This is a genomic window from Allopontixanthobacter sediminis (assembly GCF_009828115.1).
GTDB lineage: Bacteria > Pseudomonadota > Alphaproteobacteria > Sphingomonadales > Sphingomonadaceae > Allopontixanthobacter > Allopontixanthobacter sediminis.
This window is the reverse complement of the sequence record NZ_WTYL01000002.1, coordinates 922,049-938,793: the sequence shown is the minus strand read 5'-3', so window position 1 is coordinate 938,793 and position 16,745 is coordinate 922,049. Positions and strand designations below refer to the sequence as shown.

General features: G+C 62.4%; 18 protein-coding genes. 3 read left to right on the top strand and 15 right to left on the bottom strand.

The genetic code is table 11. The annotated features are described in order from the left end of the window. Window positions 1–95: 95 nt before the first annotated feature. From GRI65_RS10180 to GRI65_RS10170, 3 genes are read right to left on the bottom strand one after another with little or no spacing between them, the layout of a single operon-like run. Window positions 96–1,457, bottom strand: a complete 1,362-nt coding sequence (locus tag GRI65_RS10180) for an acyltransferase family protein (protein WP_160756378.1) — start codon at window positions 1,455–1,457, stop codon at window positions 96–98. Window positions 1,458–1,501: 44 nt separating this feature from the next. Then, complete coding sequence (gene purU, locus GRI65_RS10175; protein ID WP_160756377.1) at window positions 1,502–2,356, bottom strand: formyltetrahydrofolate deformylase; 855 nt, start codon at window positions 2,354–2,356, stop codon at window positions 1,502–1,504. 1 nt (window position 2,357) lies between these two features. Beyond that, complete coding sequence (locus tag GRI65_RS10170) at window positions 2,358–3,380, bottom strand: NAD(P)H-dependent flavin oxidoreductase (protein WP_160756376.1); 1,023 nt, start codon at window positions 3,378–3,380, stop codon at window positions 2,358–2,360. A gap of 206 nt (window positions 3,381–3,586) precedes the next feature. On the opposite strand from GRI65_RS10170, the gene katG reads away from it, so the two are divergent. Next, window positions 3,587–5,776 carry a catalase/peroxidase HPI gene (katG, locus tag GRI65_RS10165; protein WP_160756375.1) on the top strand — a complete coding sequence of 730 codons (2,190 nt, stop codon included), beginning with the start codon at window positions 3,587–3,589 and terminating at the stop codon, window positions 5,774–5,776. Window positions 5,777–5,863: 87 nt separating this feature from the next. Here the strand turns inward: katG and GRI65_RS10160 are convergent, their stop codons facing one another. The 3 genes from GRI65_RS10160 to GRI65_RS10150 form a co-directional block, all read right to left on the bottom strand. Next, entirely contained in the window at window positions 5,864–8,188 is a 2,325-nt protein-coding gene (locus tag GRI65_RS10160; RefSeq protein WP_160756374.1) for a TonB-dependent receptor, read from the bottom strand. Between the two features lie 94 nt (window positions 8,189–8,282). Beyond that, window positions 8,283–9,452 carry a formate-dependent phosphoribosylglycinamide formyltransferase gene (gene purT / locus GRI65_RS10155; RefSeq protein ID WP_160756373.1) on the bottom strand — a complete coding sequence of 390 codons (1,170 nt, stop codon included), beginning with the start codon at window positions 9,450–9,452 and terminating at the stop codon, window positions 8,283–8,285. Window positions 9,453–9,460: 8 nt separating this feature from the next. Then, entirely contained in the window at window positions 9,461–10,753 is a 1,293-nt protein-coding gene (locus GRI65_RS10150) for an aspartate kinase (protein WP_160756372.1), read from the bottom strand. A 55-nt stretch (window positions 10,754–10,808) separates the two neighbouring features. Between GRI65_RS10150 and ubiG the strand changes: the two genes are divergently transcribed. Then, complete coding sequence (gene ubiG, locus GRI65_RS10145; RefSeq protein ID WP_160756371.1) at window positions 10,809–11,579, top strand: bifunctional 2-polyprenyl-6-hydroxyphenol methylase/3-demethylubiquinol 3-O-methyltransferase UbiG; 771 nt, start codon at window positions 10,809–10,811, stop codon at window positions 11,577–11,579. Window positions 11,580–11,584: 5 nt separating this feature from the next. Here ubiG and GRI65_RS10140 read toward each other — a convergent pair whose 3' ends face one another. Next, window positions 11,585–12,646 carry a glycerophosphodiester phosphodiesterase family protein gene (locus GRI65_RS10140; RefSeq protein ID WP_160756370.1) on the bottom strand — a complete coding sequence of 354 codons (1,062 nt, stop codon included), beginning with the start codon at window positions 12,644–12,646 and terminating at the stop codon, window positions 11,585–11,587. Beyond that, window positions 12,625–12,975: an ArsC family reductase gene (locus GRI65_RS10135; RefSeq protein ID WP_160756369.1), complete on the bottom strand. Its 351-nt coding sequence runs from the start codon at window positions 12,973–12,975 to the stop codon at window positions 12,625–12,627. The genes GRI65_RS10140 and GRI65_RS10135 overlap by 22 nt, the downstream gene beginning before the upstream one ends. Window positions 12,976–13,149: 174 nt before the next feature. On the opposite strand from GRI65_RS10135, the gene GRI65_RS10130 reads away from it, so the two are divergent. Next, entirely contained in the window at window positions 13,150–13,314 is a 165-nt protein-coding gene (locus tag GRI65_RS10130) for a hypothetical protein (RefSeq protein ID WP_160756368.1), read from the top strand. A gap of 270 nt (window positions 13,315–13,584) precedes the next feature. On the opposite strand, the gene ruvC is transcribed toward GRI65_RS10130, so the two are convergent. The 7 genes from ruvC to GRI65_RS10095 form a co-directional block, all read right to left on the bottom strand. Then, window positions 13,585–14,058: a crossover junction endodeoxyribonuclease RuvC gene (gene ruvC, locus GRI65_RS10125; protein WP_160756367.1), complete on the bottom strand. Its 474-nt coding sequence runs from the start codon at window positions 14,056–14,058 to the stop codon at window positions 13,585–13,587. A gap of 13 nt (window positions 14,059–14,071) precedes the next feature. After that, window positions 14,072–14,422 carry a DUF3147 family protein gene (locus GRI65_RS10120; RefSeq protein WP_160756366.1) on the bottom strand — a complete coding sequence of 117 codons (351 nt, stop codon included), beginning with the start codon at window positions 14,420–14,422 and terminating at the stop codon, window positions 14,072–14,074. Next, entirely contained in the window at window positions 14,422–15,171 is a 750-nt protein-coding gene (locus GRI65_RS10115; protein ID WP_160756365.1) for a YebC/PmpR family DNA-binding transcriptional regulator, read from the bottom strand. The genes GRI65_RS10120 and GRI65_RS10115 overlap by 1 nt, the downstream gene beginning before the upstream one ends. Before the next feature lie 72 nt (window positions 15,172–15,243). Then, on the bottom strand, window positions 15,244–15,648 hold the full coding sequence (locus tag GRI65_RS10110) for a GNAT family N-acetyltransferase (protein ID WP_269816310.1): 405 nt from the start codon (window positions 15,646–15,648) through the stop codon (window positions 15,244–15,246). Window positions 15,649–15,703: 55 nt separating this feature from the next. Further along, a complete protein-coding gene (locus tag GRI65_RS10105; protein ID WP_160756593.1) occupies window positions 15,704–16,021 on the bottom strand; it encodes a heavy metal-binding domain-containing protein in 318 nt (105 codons plus the stop codon). Between the two features lie 73 nt (window positions 16,022–16,094). Next, window positions 16,095–16,331 carry a DUF2312 domain-containing protein gene (locus GRI65_RS10100; RefSeq protein ID WP_160756363.1) on the bottom strand — a complete coding sequence of 79 codons (237 nt, stop codon included), beginning with the start codon at window positions 16,329–16,331 and terminating at the stop codon, window positions 16,095–16,097. 87 nt (window positions 16,332–16,418) lie between these two features. Continuing rightward, the gene (locus GRI65_RS10095) at window positions 16,419–16,730 is read right to left on the bottom strand and encodes a DUF1244 domain-containing protein (protein ID WP_160756362.1); all 312 of its coding nucleotides are present in this window, start codon (window positions 16,728–16,730) and stop codon (window positions 16,419–16,421) included. Window positions 16,731–16,745 lie beyond the last annotated feature (15 nt).

Below are 16,745 nucleotides of genomic sequence, written 5' to 3'. Positions count from 1 at the left end.
GGGAGGCTCCTGATTTCAACACATTGCAGCGCAGCAGTCTATCAGCCGGACCGGCGGCGTCCATAGCGGCTTAAGTCCAGCTGTTCGCAGCGCAATCAGGCCCTCCGCCGGGTCAGGTCGTAAACCGGTCCGAACCGGACCAGCGCCGCGCCAATGAACGGCAACGCCACGATCCACAGCCGTACCCCGGTCACCCCCAGCGGGCTGGCGATGCTGAGGACGGCGGTCGAGGCCAGGCCGACGCAGGCGAGCGCGAGACCGACACCGAGACGCCAGTGCGGCACGTCGCCCTTGGCCGCCGCCGCCGGGTTCTCCTTCGCCTGTTCGAACCGGGCGAAGATCATCACCAGCGGCAGGGTCACCGCGATATACAGCGCGAACCACACGGGCCGGGCTAGCCACCACGCCCCGCTGCCAGGGGCGACTTCCAGCCCCACTCCGCCGAGCAGATACGCCGCCACCATCACCAGCACGAAAGCAGTCAGGTGCCACAGGTAAATCGTCATGATCATGCCGTTGATCAGCACCACTCCGGTCCAGATGCGAATATTGGCCAGCATCCGGCGCGCCTGCGGCTCCAGCGCCAGGGCAAAGCCGGTTTGCATGATGCCCAGCGCCAGCAGCGCCAGTGTCGGCGGCATCGAATTGGTGGTCGCTTCTCCCGGAACGCCGATCATCGCCACGGGATAGGGGCCGATGAACACCAGCGCCAGCAGTGCGGCAAGCCCGGTTAGTCCCCATGCGAAGGCTCGCGCGGGCCGGGCGAAATAGCCTTCGCCCCAAGCATAGCCGAGCTGGTGCACTGCCAGCCACACGAAGGCGAAATTGGCAAATTTGACATGCGGCACACCGAACTGGAACGTGGCGATATCGACCGCAACCGCCCCGGCAACGAGTGCGAAAAACGAACCGAGCCCCCACCGCTTCCACGCCGCATGGGTCAGCGGAACGGCAGCGGTGACCATGATATAGACCGACAGGAACCACACCGGGATCAGCGCCAATTGCGCTGCCAACGCGACGATCTGCCGTTCCACGCCTAGCGCGGTCCCGAACACCGCGATTACCGTCCAGATCAGGAACAGCGGCAGGACCGGATAGATCAGGCGCCGGAACCGGCTGGTGAACCAGTGGGCATAGGTGCTCGATTGCCGCCGGTTCGCGGACCACGAGACGCCGTTGGAAAAACCGCCGACCAGGAAAAATAGCGGCATGACCTGGAACCCCCAGGTCAGCCACTGGGTCCATGGCAGGATGCCAAGCAAATGCCCGCCCTGCGCGGCGCCGTCTTCGATATAGGGGGCCGCGACCAGCCAATGTCCGACAACGACCGCGAGAATGGACAGCGCGCGAAGGAAATCGACGTAGCGGTTGCGTTCCGGCGGGGCCAATTCAGCCATTGCGCGGGCGCGGGACCAGACCGTTTTCCTGACCGGAGCCGCATTCGAATTGTCCATCAAGCCCCTACCCCCCGGTCTGATTGCTTCAGCGATATGGCATGTCAGCTGCGAAATACCACCGTCTTGCTGCCGTTGAGCAGCACCCGTTCTTCCAGGTGCAACCGTACCGCCTCGGCCAGCACACGGCTTTCGATCTCGCGGCCCTTGCGGACGAGATCGTCCGGATTATCAGCGTGACTGATTGGTTCCACCGCCTGATGAATGATCGGACCTTCATCGAGATCGGTCGTGACATAATGCGCGCTCGCCCCGATCATCTTCACCCCCCGCGCATGGGCCTGATGATAGGGTTTGGCACCCTTGAAGCCGGGCAGGAAGCTGTGATGGATATTGATGCAGCGGCCCGCGAAAAACGCGGACTGCTCGTCCGACAGTATCTGCATGTAGCGCGCCAGCACGACCAGCTCCGCCGCAGTGTCCTGTGCGATCAGGCGGACCTGCGCTTCCTGCTCGTCCTTCGTCGCCGCAGTGACCGGCAGGTGGTGAAATGGAATATCGCCAATATGCGTGTGGCTGATCGCATCTCGCGGATGGTTGGAGATGATCCCAACCGGCTCCATCGGCAATTCGCCGACGCGGTGGCGGTAGAGCAAATCCGCCAGGCAGTGATCGAACTTGCTGACCAGGATCAGGACCCGGCGCGGGCGGTCGCGCAGCACCAGTTTCCAGCGCATCCCGTATTCTTGGGCCAACGGCGCAAATTCCACGCGCAGTGTCTCGCGCTCTGCACTGCCCGGATCGAACTCGACCCGCATGAAGAACGCCGCCCCGACCTGATCGTTGAACTGCTGCGCTTCCAGCACGTTGCCGCCCCGTTCGTACAGGAAAGACGTGACCCGGGCGGTAATCCCGGGCCGGTCCGCGCAGCTGAGGGTCAGGACAAGCGGATCGGCCATGTTACCGGCGCGACAGGGCCGCTTCGCTCTGCGACATCAGTTGCTGCATGATGTCCGCGACTGGCTCTTCTTCCTTCAACATGCCGACCGACTGGCCCGCCATGATCGAACCGTTCTCGATATCGCCGTCGATCACCGCCCGGCGCAGCGCGCCCGCCCAATACTGTTCGATCTGCAGCTGCGCTTCGGTCATTTCGATGGTGCCGCTGTCGAGCAGCTTGGCCACTTCGATCTGCTTGGCGGTAAATTCCTCGGTGCCCTTGTTCTTGAGGGCACGCACCGGAATTACCGGCAGCCGCGGGTCGACCTGCACACTGGTAGCCGCGTCGCGGGCGCTGGCGCGGAAGAACGCTTTCTTGAAATTCTCATGCGCGATGCTTTCGGTTGCGCAGGCAAAGCGGGTACCGAGCTGGACGCCAACTGCGCCCATCTCCAGATAGCCGGCGATGGCTTCCCCGCGGCCAATCCCGCCGGCCACGAACACCAAGTGGTCTTCCGCCAACACCGGCAGGAATTCCTGTGCCAGCACGCTGGTCGACACCGGGCCGATATGGCCGCCGGCTTCCATGCCCTCGATCACCAGCGCATCGCCGCCGGCTCCGCGATCCTGGCGTAGCAGCTTCTTCGCGAGCGCCAGCGTCGGCGCGAAAACGATGACCTTGGCCCCGAATGCCCTGATCGCCTCGACACTGCCCTTGGGCGGAATGCCGCCTGCCAGGACCACGTGCGTGACCCCGTGCCGGGCGCAAACGTCGATCAGGTCGAACAGCGCCGGGTGCATGGTGATGAGGTTCACGCCGAACGGCCTGGAGGTGAGCTTCTTCGTCTCGGCGATTTCCGTGTCGAGCAGGTCCGGGGTCATCGCCCCGCAGGCAATCACGCCGAATCCGCCTGCGTTGCTGATCGCGGACACCAGGTTCCGCTCCGAAACCCAGCTCATCGCGCCGCACAGAACCGCGAATTCGCTGCCGAGGAAGTCGGTTCCGCGCTGCATCAGGGCGGAAGTCTTGGGATAAGCGGTCATTGCGGCTCCGGGTAAAATTGCGCCTGCGCCTTAGGGCGGTGCCACATGGCGGTCAAATTATGCTGGCATCCGGAGTGTCATGAAGTGACTGGCCCTTAACCTCATCTGTGATCGCATAAAACGATCAGGTTAATGGCGTTAATCGTTTCGAGTAATATCAGGCCTTCTGCTATAACGGTAAAATAATCTTAAAAGGAGATGGAATCATGGCTGAAGCAGACCCCCAGGCATCGGGTTGCCCGATGGGCGGCAAAGACGGCGGCTTTCGTTCGCTACTCGGTCGCACCAACCGCGACTGGTGGCCCGACGCGCTGCAGTTGGAAATCCTTACCCAGAACGGCGCCTCGCCCGATCCGATGGGCGACGATTTCGATTATGCCGAGGCGTTCAACACCCTCAACTATCAGGCGCTGAAAGATGACCTGACGGCGCTGATGACCGATAGCCAGCCTTGGTGGCCGGCGGATTACGGCCATTACGGCCCGTTTTTCATCCGTATGGCGTGGCACGCCGCGGGCACCTACCGCACCGCGGATGGCCGCGGCGGCGCGAGCAGCGGACAGCAACGGTTTGCGCCGCTTAACAGCTGGCCCGACAACGGCAACCTCGACAAGGCGCGCCGCCTGCTGTGGCCGATCAAGCGCAAATACGGCAAGCATATCAGCTGGGCCGACCTGTTCATCCTGACCGGCAATGTCGCGATCGAATCGATGGGTGGCCCCGTGTTCGGATTTGGCGGCGGTCGCAAGGACGTGTTCGCACCGGAAACCGATGTCTATTGGGGCACGGAAGAAATGTGGGTCGATCAGGGCGCTGAAACCCGCATCCATCCCGATGAAGGCAAGGCACTGGAAAATCCGCTCGCGGCGATCCAGATGGGCCTCATTTACGTCAATCCGGAAGGTCCGGGCGGCAATCCTGATCCGCTCCAATCCGCTCGCGACATGCGCGAGACGTTCGACCGGATGGCAATGAACGACGAGGAAACCGTGGCCCTCACCGCCGGCGGCCACGCCTTCGGCAAATGCCATGGCGCAGTGCCCGCCGACCAATTGAGCGGAGCGCCCGAATCCGAAGCGCTTCAACTTATGGGCTTCGGCTGGGCTACCGATGCGGAGCAGATCGAGAAGGGCCATATCACCACCTCCGGCCTCGAAGGTGCGTGGACCCCCAACCCGACACAGTGGGGCGGCGATTACTTCCGCTTGCTGTTCAAATATGACTATGAACTGGTGCGGAGCCCGGCGGGAGCGCAGCAGTGGCAGCCGGTCAATGCCGAGCAGGAAGACATGGCGCCGGATGCGCGCGATCCTTCCAAGAAGGTCCCGACGATGATGACCACCGCCGACATGGCGCTGAAGATGGACCCGGAATATCGCAAGATTTCCGAACGCTTCCGCGACAATCAGGCGGCGCTGGACGATGCCTTCGCCCGTGCGTGGTTCAAGCTATGCCACCGCGATATGGGCCCCAAGGTCCGTTATCTCGGCCCAGAAGTGCCGGAAGAGGAACTGATCTGGCAGGATCCGGTCCCCGCCGGCAAAATGCCATCGGATGGCGATGTCTCCTCGTTCAAGTCGGCGATCCTGGGCAGCGGGTTGACGACATCCGAACTGGTCAAGGCGGCATGGGCTTCGGCCTCCACCTATCGCAAGTCGGATCACCGTGGCGGTGCCAACGGTGCCCGGGTCCGGCTGGCCCCGCAAAAAGACTGGGCGGTCAACGATCCGGCAGAGCTTTCCAAGGTGCTGGTGAAGATCGACGAGCTGCGCGGCAATCTGTCGATGGCTGATGCCATCGTTCTGGCCGGGACAGCTGCGGTCGAGAAAGCGGCGCATGATGCCGGGTTCTCCATCTCCGTCCCGTTCACCGGCGGTCGCGGCGATGCGAGCGACGAGCAGACGGATGCCTACAGCTTCGAACCGCTCGAGCCCCAGGCTGATGGCTTCCGCAATTACCTGAAGGGCCGGATGAGTGTGAAGACCGAGGATATCCTGGTCGACCGCGCCAGCCTGCTCGGTCTGTCGATCCCGGAAATGACCGTACTGGTCGGTGGCCTGCGGGTGCTCGGCGCCAACAGCGGAAACAGCAAGCACGGGGTCCTGACCGACCGTCCGGGCAAGCTGACCAACGACTTCTTCGTCAACCTGCTGGATATGGGGACCGCGTGGAAGACGGTCGATACCAGCGGCGACGAAGAATTCACCGGTACCGACCGCGCAACCGGCGAACAACGCTGGACGGCAACCCGCACCGACCTGGTGTTCGGTTCCAACTCGCAGCTGCGTGCGGTGTCCGAAGTCTATGCCGAGACCGGCCATGAAGAAAAGTTCGTGAAGGACTTTGTGGCTGCATGGACCAAGGTGATGAACGCCGACCGGTTCGACGTGAAATAATCCCGAGCCCGATATCGGGTCGCAAGAAACCTCCCCGTGCCATCCGCACGGGGAGGTTTCCTTTTGGTGTGCCCGGTGTTCGCGCGATCAGTAGCGGGCCGTGACCTGCACCCCGTAGAAGCGCGGCTCTGCCGGAATGAAGGTCGGAATACCGAACGCGCCGCCGGTATTGCCAGCATCCAGCAGATAATCTTCGTTCGAAGCGTTGCGAATGAACCCGGCCAATTCGAAGGCCTCGTTTGCAAAGCTGACGCCTGCCCGGGCATTGAACAGCGTGACAGCATCCTGCGAAGTAACCGGGTTGTTGGGCAATTCGAAGAATATCCGGCTGCGATAGGTCACGCTGGGGGTAGCGAAGAAGCGGATCCCATCGCTGATCGGCGCATCGATGGTGAAGCCGGCTGCGGCCTGCCATTCCGGCTGCAGGCGAAAACGTGCACCGGAAAAAACCGGAGCGAAATCATTGTTTTCGTCGATCCCGCCGTCGATATAGCCACCATTGGCAAAGACGCTGAGCCAGTCGGTCGGTCGCAGCTGCACTTCCGCCTCGACACCGAAGTTGCTCGCCTTGCCAGCGCTTTCCGTCCGCGTGGTGCCATCGGATTGGGTGACGCTGACCTGGAACCCGTCATACTTCTGGTAATAGACGCCGAGCGATCCGGACAGGATGCCCGCTGCACCCTTCAGGCCGACTTCGTAGTTCCATACCGTTTCCTGCGGCACCACTTGAAGGTTGGGGGCGGCCACCCCGCCAACACGCGCCGCGCTCAATTGCACCACCGGCGACCGGCGACCCTTGGACACGGTGGCAAAGACATTCACATCGTCGGATATGCGGTAAAGAACGTTCATGCGCGGCAGGACCGCCGAAAAGCTGCCATCGGCCTCGTAAGTCTCTCCGGCAGTGTCGATCTGCCCGGGTATCAGCGAAAGACCACCCGAAAGCGCCGAGCGGGGCACATTAGCGAAATATCCCGATTTGCGCTGTTCGATCAGCAGGCGCACGCCCGCCGTGACCTCCAGCGAAGGAACGGGGATCCACGTCGCATCGGCAAACACCGAATAGCTCTGGTTGTCGCCCTGGTTCTCGAACTCCGACCGGTAGGGAATCGCTGTCGCCAACCCGCCGGTAGCTAGCGCCGTCACTTGCGCTGCGGTCACCACGCCGTTGCTGTCGACACACGGTATCCCGGGGATCAGCGGCGCGCCGAAAATAGTGGTCAGGCATTGCAGGAACACGCCTTCCTCGGTCGAGAACGGCACGTTCTGGCGACCATCCTCGGTGAAATAATTCCACCCGAAGGACGCTCGCCATGAAGGATCGTTGTAGCTGAAGCGGGCCTCATGGCTGAATTGCGAACCAACCGCGATCTCGGCAAATTCAAGGAACGGAGCGGCGCTGCCGTCGGCATCGAACACCTCGGCGCTGTCGAATTCGCGGTATCCGTTGACGGTGGTAAAGGTCCACCCGTCCGCAAATTCATAAGCCAGCGTGAAATTTGCATCATAGACATCGCGGACCAGGCCCAATTGCGCATCGCCCAATGGGTCTGCCGAAAACGGGGAGCCGCCCAGATTGGCCGGGCCAAACGGATTGGCGGGGCCGGCCTCCGTCGGGAAGGTGCCGGAAATGAACGGGGTGCCGCCGTTGCGCTGGCGGTCATACGTGCCGGTGAGGTCGATCGTCAGCGCGTCGATCGGCGTGAAGCGTAGCGAAGCCCGGACGCCAAGCTGGTCCTGCGCATAAAGCTCTTCCTCCTGCGAGGCGGCCAAATTTTCGACATAGCCGTCGCGCGTTCGCCATTCGAACGCGATCCGGCCTGCCACCACGTCCGATCCGGCATTGATATAGCCGCCAACCAATGTCTGGTCGAAATTGCCGTACCCTCCAGTCACTTCGGCCGAGAGACCGGGGCGGGGCTTCGCCGATACCAGACTGATCGCGCCGACCGCCGAAGCAGTGCCGAAGAGGGTCGCCTGCGGTCCCTTGATCACCTCGACCCGCTCCAAATCGTAAATCGACTGGTAGGAACCGCGCGAGCGAGAGATATCGACGCCGTTGTAATACAGCGTGACCCGTGGTCCTTGCTGCGCGGACCCGCTGTCCGACGTGATGCCGCGGATCACGATGCCGGGATTGTTGGCGCTCTGCTCCTGGATATTGAGGCCGGGAATATAGTTCGACAATTCGTCGAGATCGCTGACCCCCAGCTCCTTGATCCGTTCGCCGCTGACTGCCGAGATGGTGATCGGCACATCGACGGCGCGCTGTTCGATCTTTTGTGCGGTGACGACAATGGTGGTGTCATCCGCGGCGGAACCCCTCTCATCGACCGGCTGGGCTTGAGCCGCGCCAGGTATGAAAATAGCCGAACACAGCAAAGCGGCGTGAAGTGAAGTGAACCTGGACATTGGATGCTCCCTGAAAGGTTGCAGCGCCGCTATCCGTTCTATGTGAAACGATTAGGTCCTGCCGGTGACAGGCTGGTCATACGCGGGTGTCGGTTCAGTCATATATCAGGCGAACCTTGCCCGCCGCATCCGCTGCGGTCTGCCTGGCGTCGTCGGTAGTCCCCGCCGCGGCCAGCGCAACGCCCATCCGGCGGTAAGGCCGCGCGGTCGGTTTGCCAAAGATGCGGATGTCCGCGCCGCCCGCCATCGCCTCCGCCAGACCGCCGTACGACAGGGTGTCGCTGTCCCGATCCGCCAGGATCACGGCCGACGCGGCGGGGCGCGCGCGGATCGGGGCCGGGATCGGCAGACCAAGGATCGCGCGGGCGTGCAGGTCGAACTCACTCAAATTCTGGGAGATCAGCGTGACCATCCCGGTGTCGTGCGGCCGGGGTGACAGTTCCGAGAAGATCACCTCGTCGCCCCTGACGAAGAACTCGACCCCGAACAGGCCGTAGCCTGCGCCGTCTCCCGCAAGGTTATCGACCACCTTTGCTGCCATTTCCTGCGCTGCGGCAATCGCTGCGTCCGACATCGCGGCGGGCTGCCAGCTTTCCTGGTAATCACCGCGTTCCTGCCGGTGACCGATCGGCGGACAGAAGATTACCCCCTCGCGAGTGCGCACGGTCAGCAGAGTGATCTCGTAATCGAAATCGACGAATTGTTCGACAATCACCCGTGCCCGGTCGCCCCGCATGTTGGCGCGGGCATAGTCCCACGCCGCTTCCAGTTCTTCGGTGCTTCGAACGGTGCTCTGGCCCTTGCCGCTGGAGGACATGACCGGCTTGATCACGCAGGGCAGCCCGGTGAATTCGGCGCCCGCCCGCACTTCCTCGAGGCTCTCGGCATATTTGTAGCGCGAGGTGGTGAGCCCCAGCTCCTGCGCCGCGACATCGCGGATCGCATCACGGTTCATGGTCAGCTGCGCCGCGCGGGCGGACGGCACGATGTTAACCCCTTCCGTCTCCAGTTCGGCCAGCACTTCGGTGCGGATCGCTTCCACTTCGGGCACTACGAAATCCGGTGCGTGCTGGGCAATGACCGCGCGCAGTGCATCGCCATCGAGCATGGAGAACTCCTCGAACGCATCCGCCACCTGCATCGCGGGCGCGCCGGCATAGCTGTCGCACGCCGTCACATGGCAGCCGAGCCGCTTGGCAGAAATGGTGAACTCCCGCCCTAGCTCGCCCGAACCGAGCAGCAGGATCTTGTGGGTGTAGGACATGCCCCGCCCTACGCCGCTTCGTCCCCGACAATGTCCGGTGCGTCCAGACCGTAAGCGGTGTGCAGCACGCGGACTGCGAGTTCGGTTTCGTCCTCGTCGATCATCACGCTGACCTTGATTTCCGAGGTCGTGATTGCCTGGATGTTGATCCCCCGGTCGGCGAGCGCGCGGAACATGGTGCTGGCGACACCGGCATGGCTTTTCATGCCCACACCGACGACGCTGATCTTGGCGATCTTGCTGTCGGTGATGATCCGGTTGAAGCCGATGGTGCCGCGCTGGTCTTCCAGCAGGGCCTGCGCGCGCGCGAGGTCGGTTTGCGGCACGGTGAAGGTCACGTCGGTCTCGCCCTTGTCGCGGCCCACGTTCTGGATGATCATGTCGACGTTGATCGACGCGGCCGCAAGCGGTTCGAAAATATGCGCCACCGCGCCGGGCTTGTCGGGAACGCGGGTCAGGATGATCTTCGCCTCGTTCTTGTCATGCGCGATGCCGGTAACGTGCTGGCGTTCCATTTCACCATTCTCCAGAAGTTGTTCCATCTCCGCTTCGGAGACGATCATTGTGCCGGGCAGATCGTCTGCCGGCGTGGCGTCATCGTCGATGAAGGACGACAGGACCTGCACCCGCACACCGCTCTTCATCGCCAGCCCGACCGAGCGGGTCTGAAGTACCTTCGCTCCGACCGACGCCAGTTCGAGCATTTCCTCGTAAGTTACCGCTTTCAGCTTGCGCGCCTTGGCGACGATCCGCGGGTCGGTGGTGTAAACCCCGTCGACATCGGTGTAGATGTCGCAGCGATCCGCGCCGATGGCCGCCGCCACGGCAACTGCGGAGGTATCCGATCCGCCGCGCCCCAGCGTAGTGATCCGGCCCGAGTCCGAGACGCCCTGGAAACCGGGAATGACCGCGATCTCGCCCGCGTCCATCGACGCGATCAGTTCCGCGGCGTCGATATTGGCGACACGCGCCTTGGCATGGGCTTCGATCGTGCTGATCGGCATCTGCCAGCCGAGCCAGCTGCGCGCCTTGCAGCCGAGCGATTGAAGTGTGAGCGCCAACAGGCCCGAGGTAACCTGTTCGCCGCTGGCCACCACCACGTCGTATTCCGCTGGATCGAACAGCGGGTTCGCCTCGCGGCAGAAATTGACCAGCCGGTCGGTCTCGCCGGCCATGGCGCTGACCACTACCGCAACCGAATGCCCGGCGGCCTGCTGGCGGCGTACAATCCCCGCGACCCGGCGAATACGCTCGGTGCCGGCCATCGACGTGCCGCCGAATTTCATCACGATCCGCGCCAAAGTCTGCTGTGCCTCTCTGCTGGAACCAATTGCAGGTGGCTGTTAAGGGTGCAGCATGAGCGATGCAACTGTAAGTGTTGAACCGGTTTCTCCGGCAACTATCGGCCCCGCAACCATCCGGCCGGACGAAGCCGCACATTTCGGCGCGCTGGCGCGGGAGTGGTGGGATCCCAAGGGCTCCTCCGCCATGCTCCACCGGCTGAACCCGGTCCGGCTGGGCTTTATCCGGCATGCGGTCGACCTGCATTGGGCCGGTGATATCGAGAGCGTGCGCCCGTTGGCGGGCAAGTCCGCACTGGATGTCGGCTGCGGCGCGGGCTTGCTGTGCGAACCCTTTTCGCGGCTTGGCGCGGAGGTGACCGGCGTCGATGCCGCGGCGGAAAACATCGCGGTGGCTTCGGCGCATGCTTCGGGATCGGAACTGGCGATCGATTACCGTCACGGCGAACTCGGCGACCTCGGCCTTGGCCAGTTCGACCTTGTGACCTGCATGGAAGTGATCGAACATGTTGCCGAAAAGCCGCGCTTCGTGGCGCAACTGGTCCGGCATCTCGCGCCCGGCGGGTTGATGACCCTGTCCACCCCAAACCGCACCGCCGCCTCTCGCCTGCTGCTGGTCGAAGGCGCGGAAGCCGTGGGCCTTGTCCCCAAGGGCACCCATCACTGGGACGATTTCATCACGCCGGACGAATTGTCAGATCTGCTCCACGCCGCCGGGCTGGAGATCACCGAGATGCGCGGGATTGCTTTCGGCCCGCTAAAGGGTCTGCATCTGTCGGACGATATGGCGCTGAATTACATCCTCACGGCCCGGCGCCGGCAGTGATGGCTTTATTCGCGTGGCTGGACAGATAGGCCGCGGCTGGCACGAATGGCCGGCAAGGGATCGTCCGTAAACACCCCATCCACCTGCGCCCCTTTCAACAAGGCCCACAACGCAGGCAGATTTCCGGCGGCTGACGGGTCATCCCCAAATCGCAGAGCAGGCGGCAGGAAGGCGTTTTCCTTGCGCAATGTCCACGCATGGACCTGAAGCCTGGCTGCATGGGCGTCTGCCACCAATGAAGTCGGCGAGCCATCGGCGTTCAGCACCATCGGAATTGCGACGCCAATTGCGTCGGCATATTGCGCCACTTCGGCAAGGCCAGCCGGTCTCGCCATGTCGAAATAGCGCATCCCGGGCGAATCCGCCGGGCCGCCTTCCGGCGCAATCAGCTGGACCAGCTTCCACTCACTGGCAGAGTTCAATTGCCGGAGCGGCGCAGCTTCGAAGCTCTGGATGAACACCGGATCGGACGGCACCGACCCGGCGCGGTCCAGTTCGCGCAGCAACACAGCGGCCGTGTCGATGCCGGTTTCCTGCATCAGGAAGGATGGATGTTTGAGTTCAGGATACAGGCCAATCCGTTTTCCTGTCTCAGCTTCCCGGGCTTTGACCAGTGCGATGATCTCGGCGAATGTCGGCACCTGGTACAATCCGTCGAACCGTGCATTGGCTGGCCGGAGTTCGGGTAAGCGTTCCCGAGCACGCAGGGTGCGGAGTTCAGCCAGCGTGAAGTCCTCTGTGAACCAACCGGTGACCGCTTCCCCGTCGATGGTCTTGGTCCGTTTGCGGTCCGTGAAATCGGGCATTGCCGCGACATCGGTGGTTCCGGAAATCTCGTTCTCGTGCCGCGCCACCAGCACCCCGTCTTTGGTAATCACCAGGTCGGGCTCGATGTAATCCGCACCCTGATCGATGGCGAGGTCATAGGCCGCCAGTGTGTGTTCGGGCCGTTCCCCGCTCGCGCCGCGATGCGCGATGATCAGCGGACCGTCTGACTGCGCATGGGCCAAAGTGGGCATGACCGCCGCAACCAGCGCCAGCACTATCAGGTAAACGCCGCGTCCCATTCATCCTCCTTGAACCCGACAAGAAGTCCGCCGGGATATTCTGCCACTGGGCGTTTGATCATAGAGGGGTTCTGCACCATCAATGTGACGGCCTTGTTGCTGTCGAGATCGGCCTTGTCCGCGTCGTCCAGTTTGCGGAAAGTGGTGCCGCGCTGGTTGAGCAGCGCTTCCCAGCCCTTGTCCCGCACCCAGCCCTTCAGCCGGACCGGGTCTACGCCGACCTTCTTGTAGTCATGGAAATCATACGCGATCCCCCGCGCATCAAGCCAGCGGCGTGCCTTCTTGACAGTGTCGCAATTGGGAATGCCGTAGATTTCGATCTTATTCATGGATTTCCTGGACCCTCACTTTCGCCAATTCTATCGCCCTCTTCACTATGCCATGGAATTAGGACCGCTAAACGAAAATTGCGGAAAGAAGCTGCCTTCCGACAAACGGCACCATTGCGGAGATCTGCGGAAACATGCTCAATGTGTCCATACGATAGTTTGGAGGGCTGAGTTATGTCGGATGTGATGATGCAGTTGGTAGTGATGATCCTGGCTGTTGCCCAGCTCGTCGCCTTCGCAGCGGTGATCTATTGTGCAATCTATCTGCGCGACATTGTTCGCACTCTGAATAGGTTGGATGCCCGGCTTGTGAGCGAAGAAAGCGCCGACACCCGATAGACTGGCCGGCCCACTAACCACGACAATTCGGCTTTTAACCCGTTGCTTCAGGGCAGTTCCAGAACCACAGTTCCCCGCGCGTCGGGAACATATGACCCTAAGTGCGGTTGTGACCTGGTAACCGCCGAACCTTGGCGGCCGAAAGGAATTATTCAATGCGAGGCATCCTCGGACTCATCGTCACCGTTGTTATTATCGTAATCGTACTTCGGGTCTTGGGCGTCCTGTAGGAGCTACGCTCCGCCTAGCCTCATTGGTCTTTCGGTCCAGCTAAACGCCGCGTGTCAAATGCGCGTCGGCGATGGCTACTGCCAATGCGTCGGCCGCGTCGGCTCCCGCAATCACCGCTCCGGGAAGCAGGACCCTGAGCATGGCCTGCACCTGGACTTTGTCCGCCGCGCCGGTGCCGACGATCGCTTTCTTCACTAGCCGTGCGGCGTGTTCCGTCACGTCCAGCCGCGCGGTACCGCACGCTGCAAGCACCGCACCGCGAGCCTGCGCCAGCTTGAGCGTGGACTGCGGGTTCTTGTTGACGAAGATTTCTTCAGCCGCCGCGCGGTCTGGCTGATAGTCGGCGATCACCTGCGCCAGCCCCTGCTGAAGTGCGGCCAACCGCTGCGCCATTGGTGCTTTTGCGCTGGTGGCGATCTGACCGTTGGCGATGTGAATCAAGCGGCTACCCTCGCTGCGCACCACGCCCCAGCCGGTACAGGACAGCGAGGGGTCGAGGCCCAGTATCAGCATGGTTGCACCCGCTTCAAAGCCGGAGGCCGAAGCGCGGTTCGAAAGCCGCCATCAGGGTGTATAATGTCACGGTGAGCGCGCAGCCTGCTGTCAGGCTTATCCAGAATGGGATGCCCGCCCGCAGCATAATTGGCATCACCAGGAACATCGGTAGCGAGGGCAGCACGTACCAGAAAGTCGCCCCCGCGTGGACCGCCATATTCTCCGGGTCGGGCCGTTCGTGCCACAGCAGGATCATGCCCAGGACCGACACCAGCGGCAGCGACGCAACCAAGGCAGCAGTGGCCGGGAGCCGCTTGCCGATCTCCGCAATTGCAACGATCATCGCCCCGGCGACCATGGCCTTGGCGACGAGTGCAAACATCAGTCCTGGTCCAGCTTGGCCATGATCTCGTCGGACACTTCGTAATTGCCCCACACCGTCTGGACATCGTCATCGTCGTCGAGCACGTCGAGCAGCTTGAACAGCGTGCCCGCGCCCGCTTCGTCCATGTCCACGGTGATGTTCGGTTTCCACGCCAGCTTGACCGTTTCCGCCTCGCCCAGCAGTTTTTCCAGCGCACCGGCGACTTCGTGCAGGTCGTCCGCCGCAGTCCAGATCTCGTGTTCCTCCGCGCCCGACTGGATGTCTTCCGCGCCGGCCTCCATTGCGGCTTCCAGCATCTTGTCTTCGCTGCCCGCGGTGGCGGGGTAAACGATCAGTCCAAGCCGTTCGAAGCCGTGCGAAACGGATCCGGTGGCACCCAGATTGCCGCCGTGCTTGGAAAACGCGGTGCGCACATTGGTGGCAGTGCGGTTGCGGTTGTCGGTCAGCGCCTCGACAATGATCGCGCTGCCGCCGGGGCCGTAGCCTTCGTAGCGGACTTCCTCGTAATCATCGCCCTCGTTGGCGGACGCCTTGTCGATCGCGCGCTGGATATTGTCCTTGGGCATCGACTGCGCCTTGGCGCTGTTCACCGCCAGCCGAAGCCGGGGGTTCATGTCGACATCGGGTGCGCCCATCTTCGCTGCTACGGTAATTTCGCGGCTGAGCTTGGAAAACATCGCCGAGCGCTTTTTATCCTGCGCGCCCTTGCGGTGCATGATGTTCTTGAATTTGGAATGGCCTGCCATCGTGACTCTTCTGACTAACGCTGGGTTGGTTGTGCCATGCCCCTAGCGAAGCCAAGGCAGGGAGACAATCGGCTAAGGTACGATATCGAAATGCAGCGCGGTAATCTCCTCGCTGGCGAACTTGCGATACAGCGCGATTGCCGGTTCATCCTCCGGCGCGGTGTCTGCTTGGACGAAAATGGTCCACGTGCCAGCATCGCGGGCGATCGCCCTCACGGCATCGATCAGCGCGCTGGCCGCACCACGTCGGCGGTGGGTCTCAATTACTGCGAGATCGTAAATATGGACTTCGCTCCGGACCTGTTCAAATTTGTCGAGGCGATATCCCGCCAGTGCGCCTACGACCTCATTGCCACTGTCAGCCAACAGCGCAATATTCCGGTCGTCCGCCAGCCAGCGGCGGCAGTAATCCTCTGGCGGAACTGCACCGAGATAATCATCGGGCATCCCGAAGACCTGGGCGAACAGGGCGTTCATCGATCGAAAGCCCGCAACATCATTCCCCCCGAGCCGTCGGACGGAAATCATCGGTTCAGACCTTGACCGCGGTCCCGCTGGCGCTGACCATCAGCATCGAGCCCTTGTCGCCGATGACCTCGTAATCGAGATCGATCCCGACCACCGCGTTGCCGCCCATTGCCCCGCATTCGGCCTGAAGTTCCTGGATCGCCTGTTCTCGCGCGTCCCGCAGGATACGCTCGTACGATCCGGACCGCCCGCCCACGATGTCGCGGATGTTGGCGAACAGATCGCGGAACAGGTTCGCGCCGACGATCACCTCACCGGTCACGATCCCGAGATATTCCTTGATCGGCTGCCCTTCCAGCGTGGGCGTGGTGGTGACGGTGATGCCGCGGGCATCTTTCCAGGGTCCGGCCATAGATTACACTCCTGTCTGGTTCCGCCGCCAGAATAGCGCCCGATCAAGCGAGGCCAAGCGCCGATTTGTAGACGTCGAGAATCGTTTCCATTTCGCTGCGATCATCCGGCTTCATTTTCCGCAGCCGCACGACCTGGCGCATGATCTTGGGGTCATAGCCAACCGCTTTCGCTTCGCCGTAGACATCGCGGATATCGTCGGCGATGCCCTTCTTTTCTTCTTCAAGGCGCTCGATGCGCTCGATCAGCAGGCGCAGGCGGTCGTCGGTGGCTTCAGCCATGGTGTAGCTCCAGATGGTGTGAGAATCAGTCGAGGCGCCTAGTAGCGGGACCAGACCGCGCGGTGAAGCGGCCAGGCGAGGTTTTCCCTATCCGCTGTTCTTCGCGACGCTTTGGGCCATCCGGGCGAGCTGCTCGTCGGTAGCCGGCGACTGGTGCTTCGCCTTCCATTCGGCCGCGGGCATTCCGTGGATCACCTCCCGTGCAGATGCCTTGTCACCTTCGAAACCGGCGTCCACGATCCAGTCCGCCAGGCAGTTACGGCAAAATCCCGACAGGCCCATCAGGTCGATATTCTGTGCATCGTGGCGGTGCTGCAGATGGCGCACCAATCGCCGGAAAGCCGCGGCCGCCACGGCGTCGGGGAGATCGTCCAGCGGGCTGTTTGAATTCGTATCCATCATCATCGTCCTTGT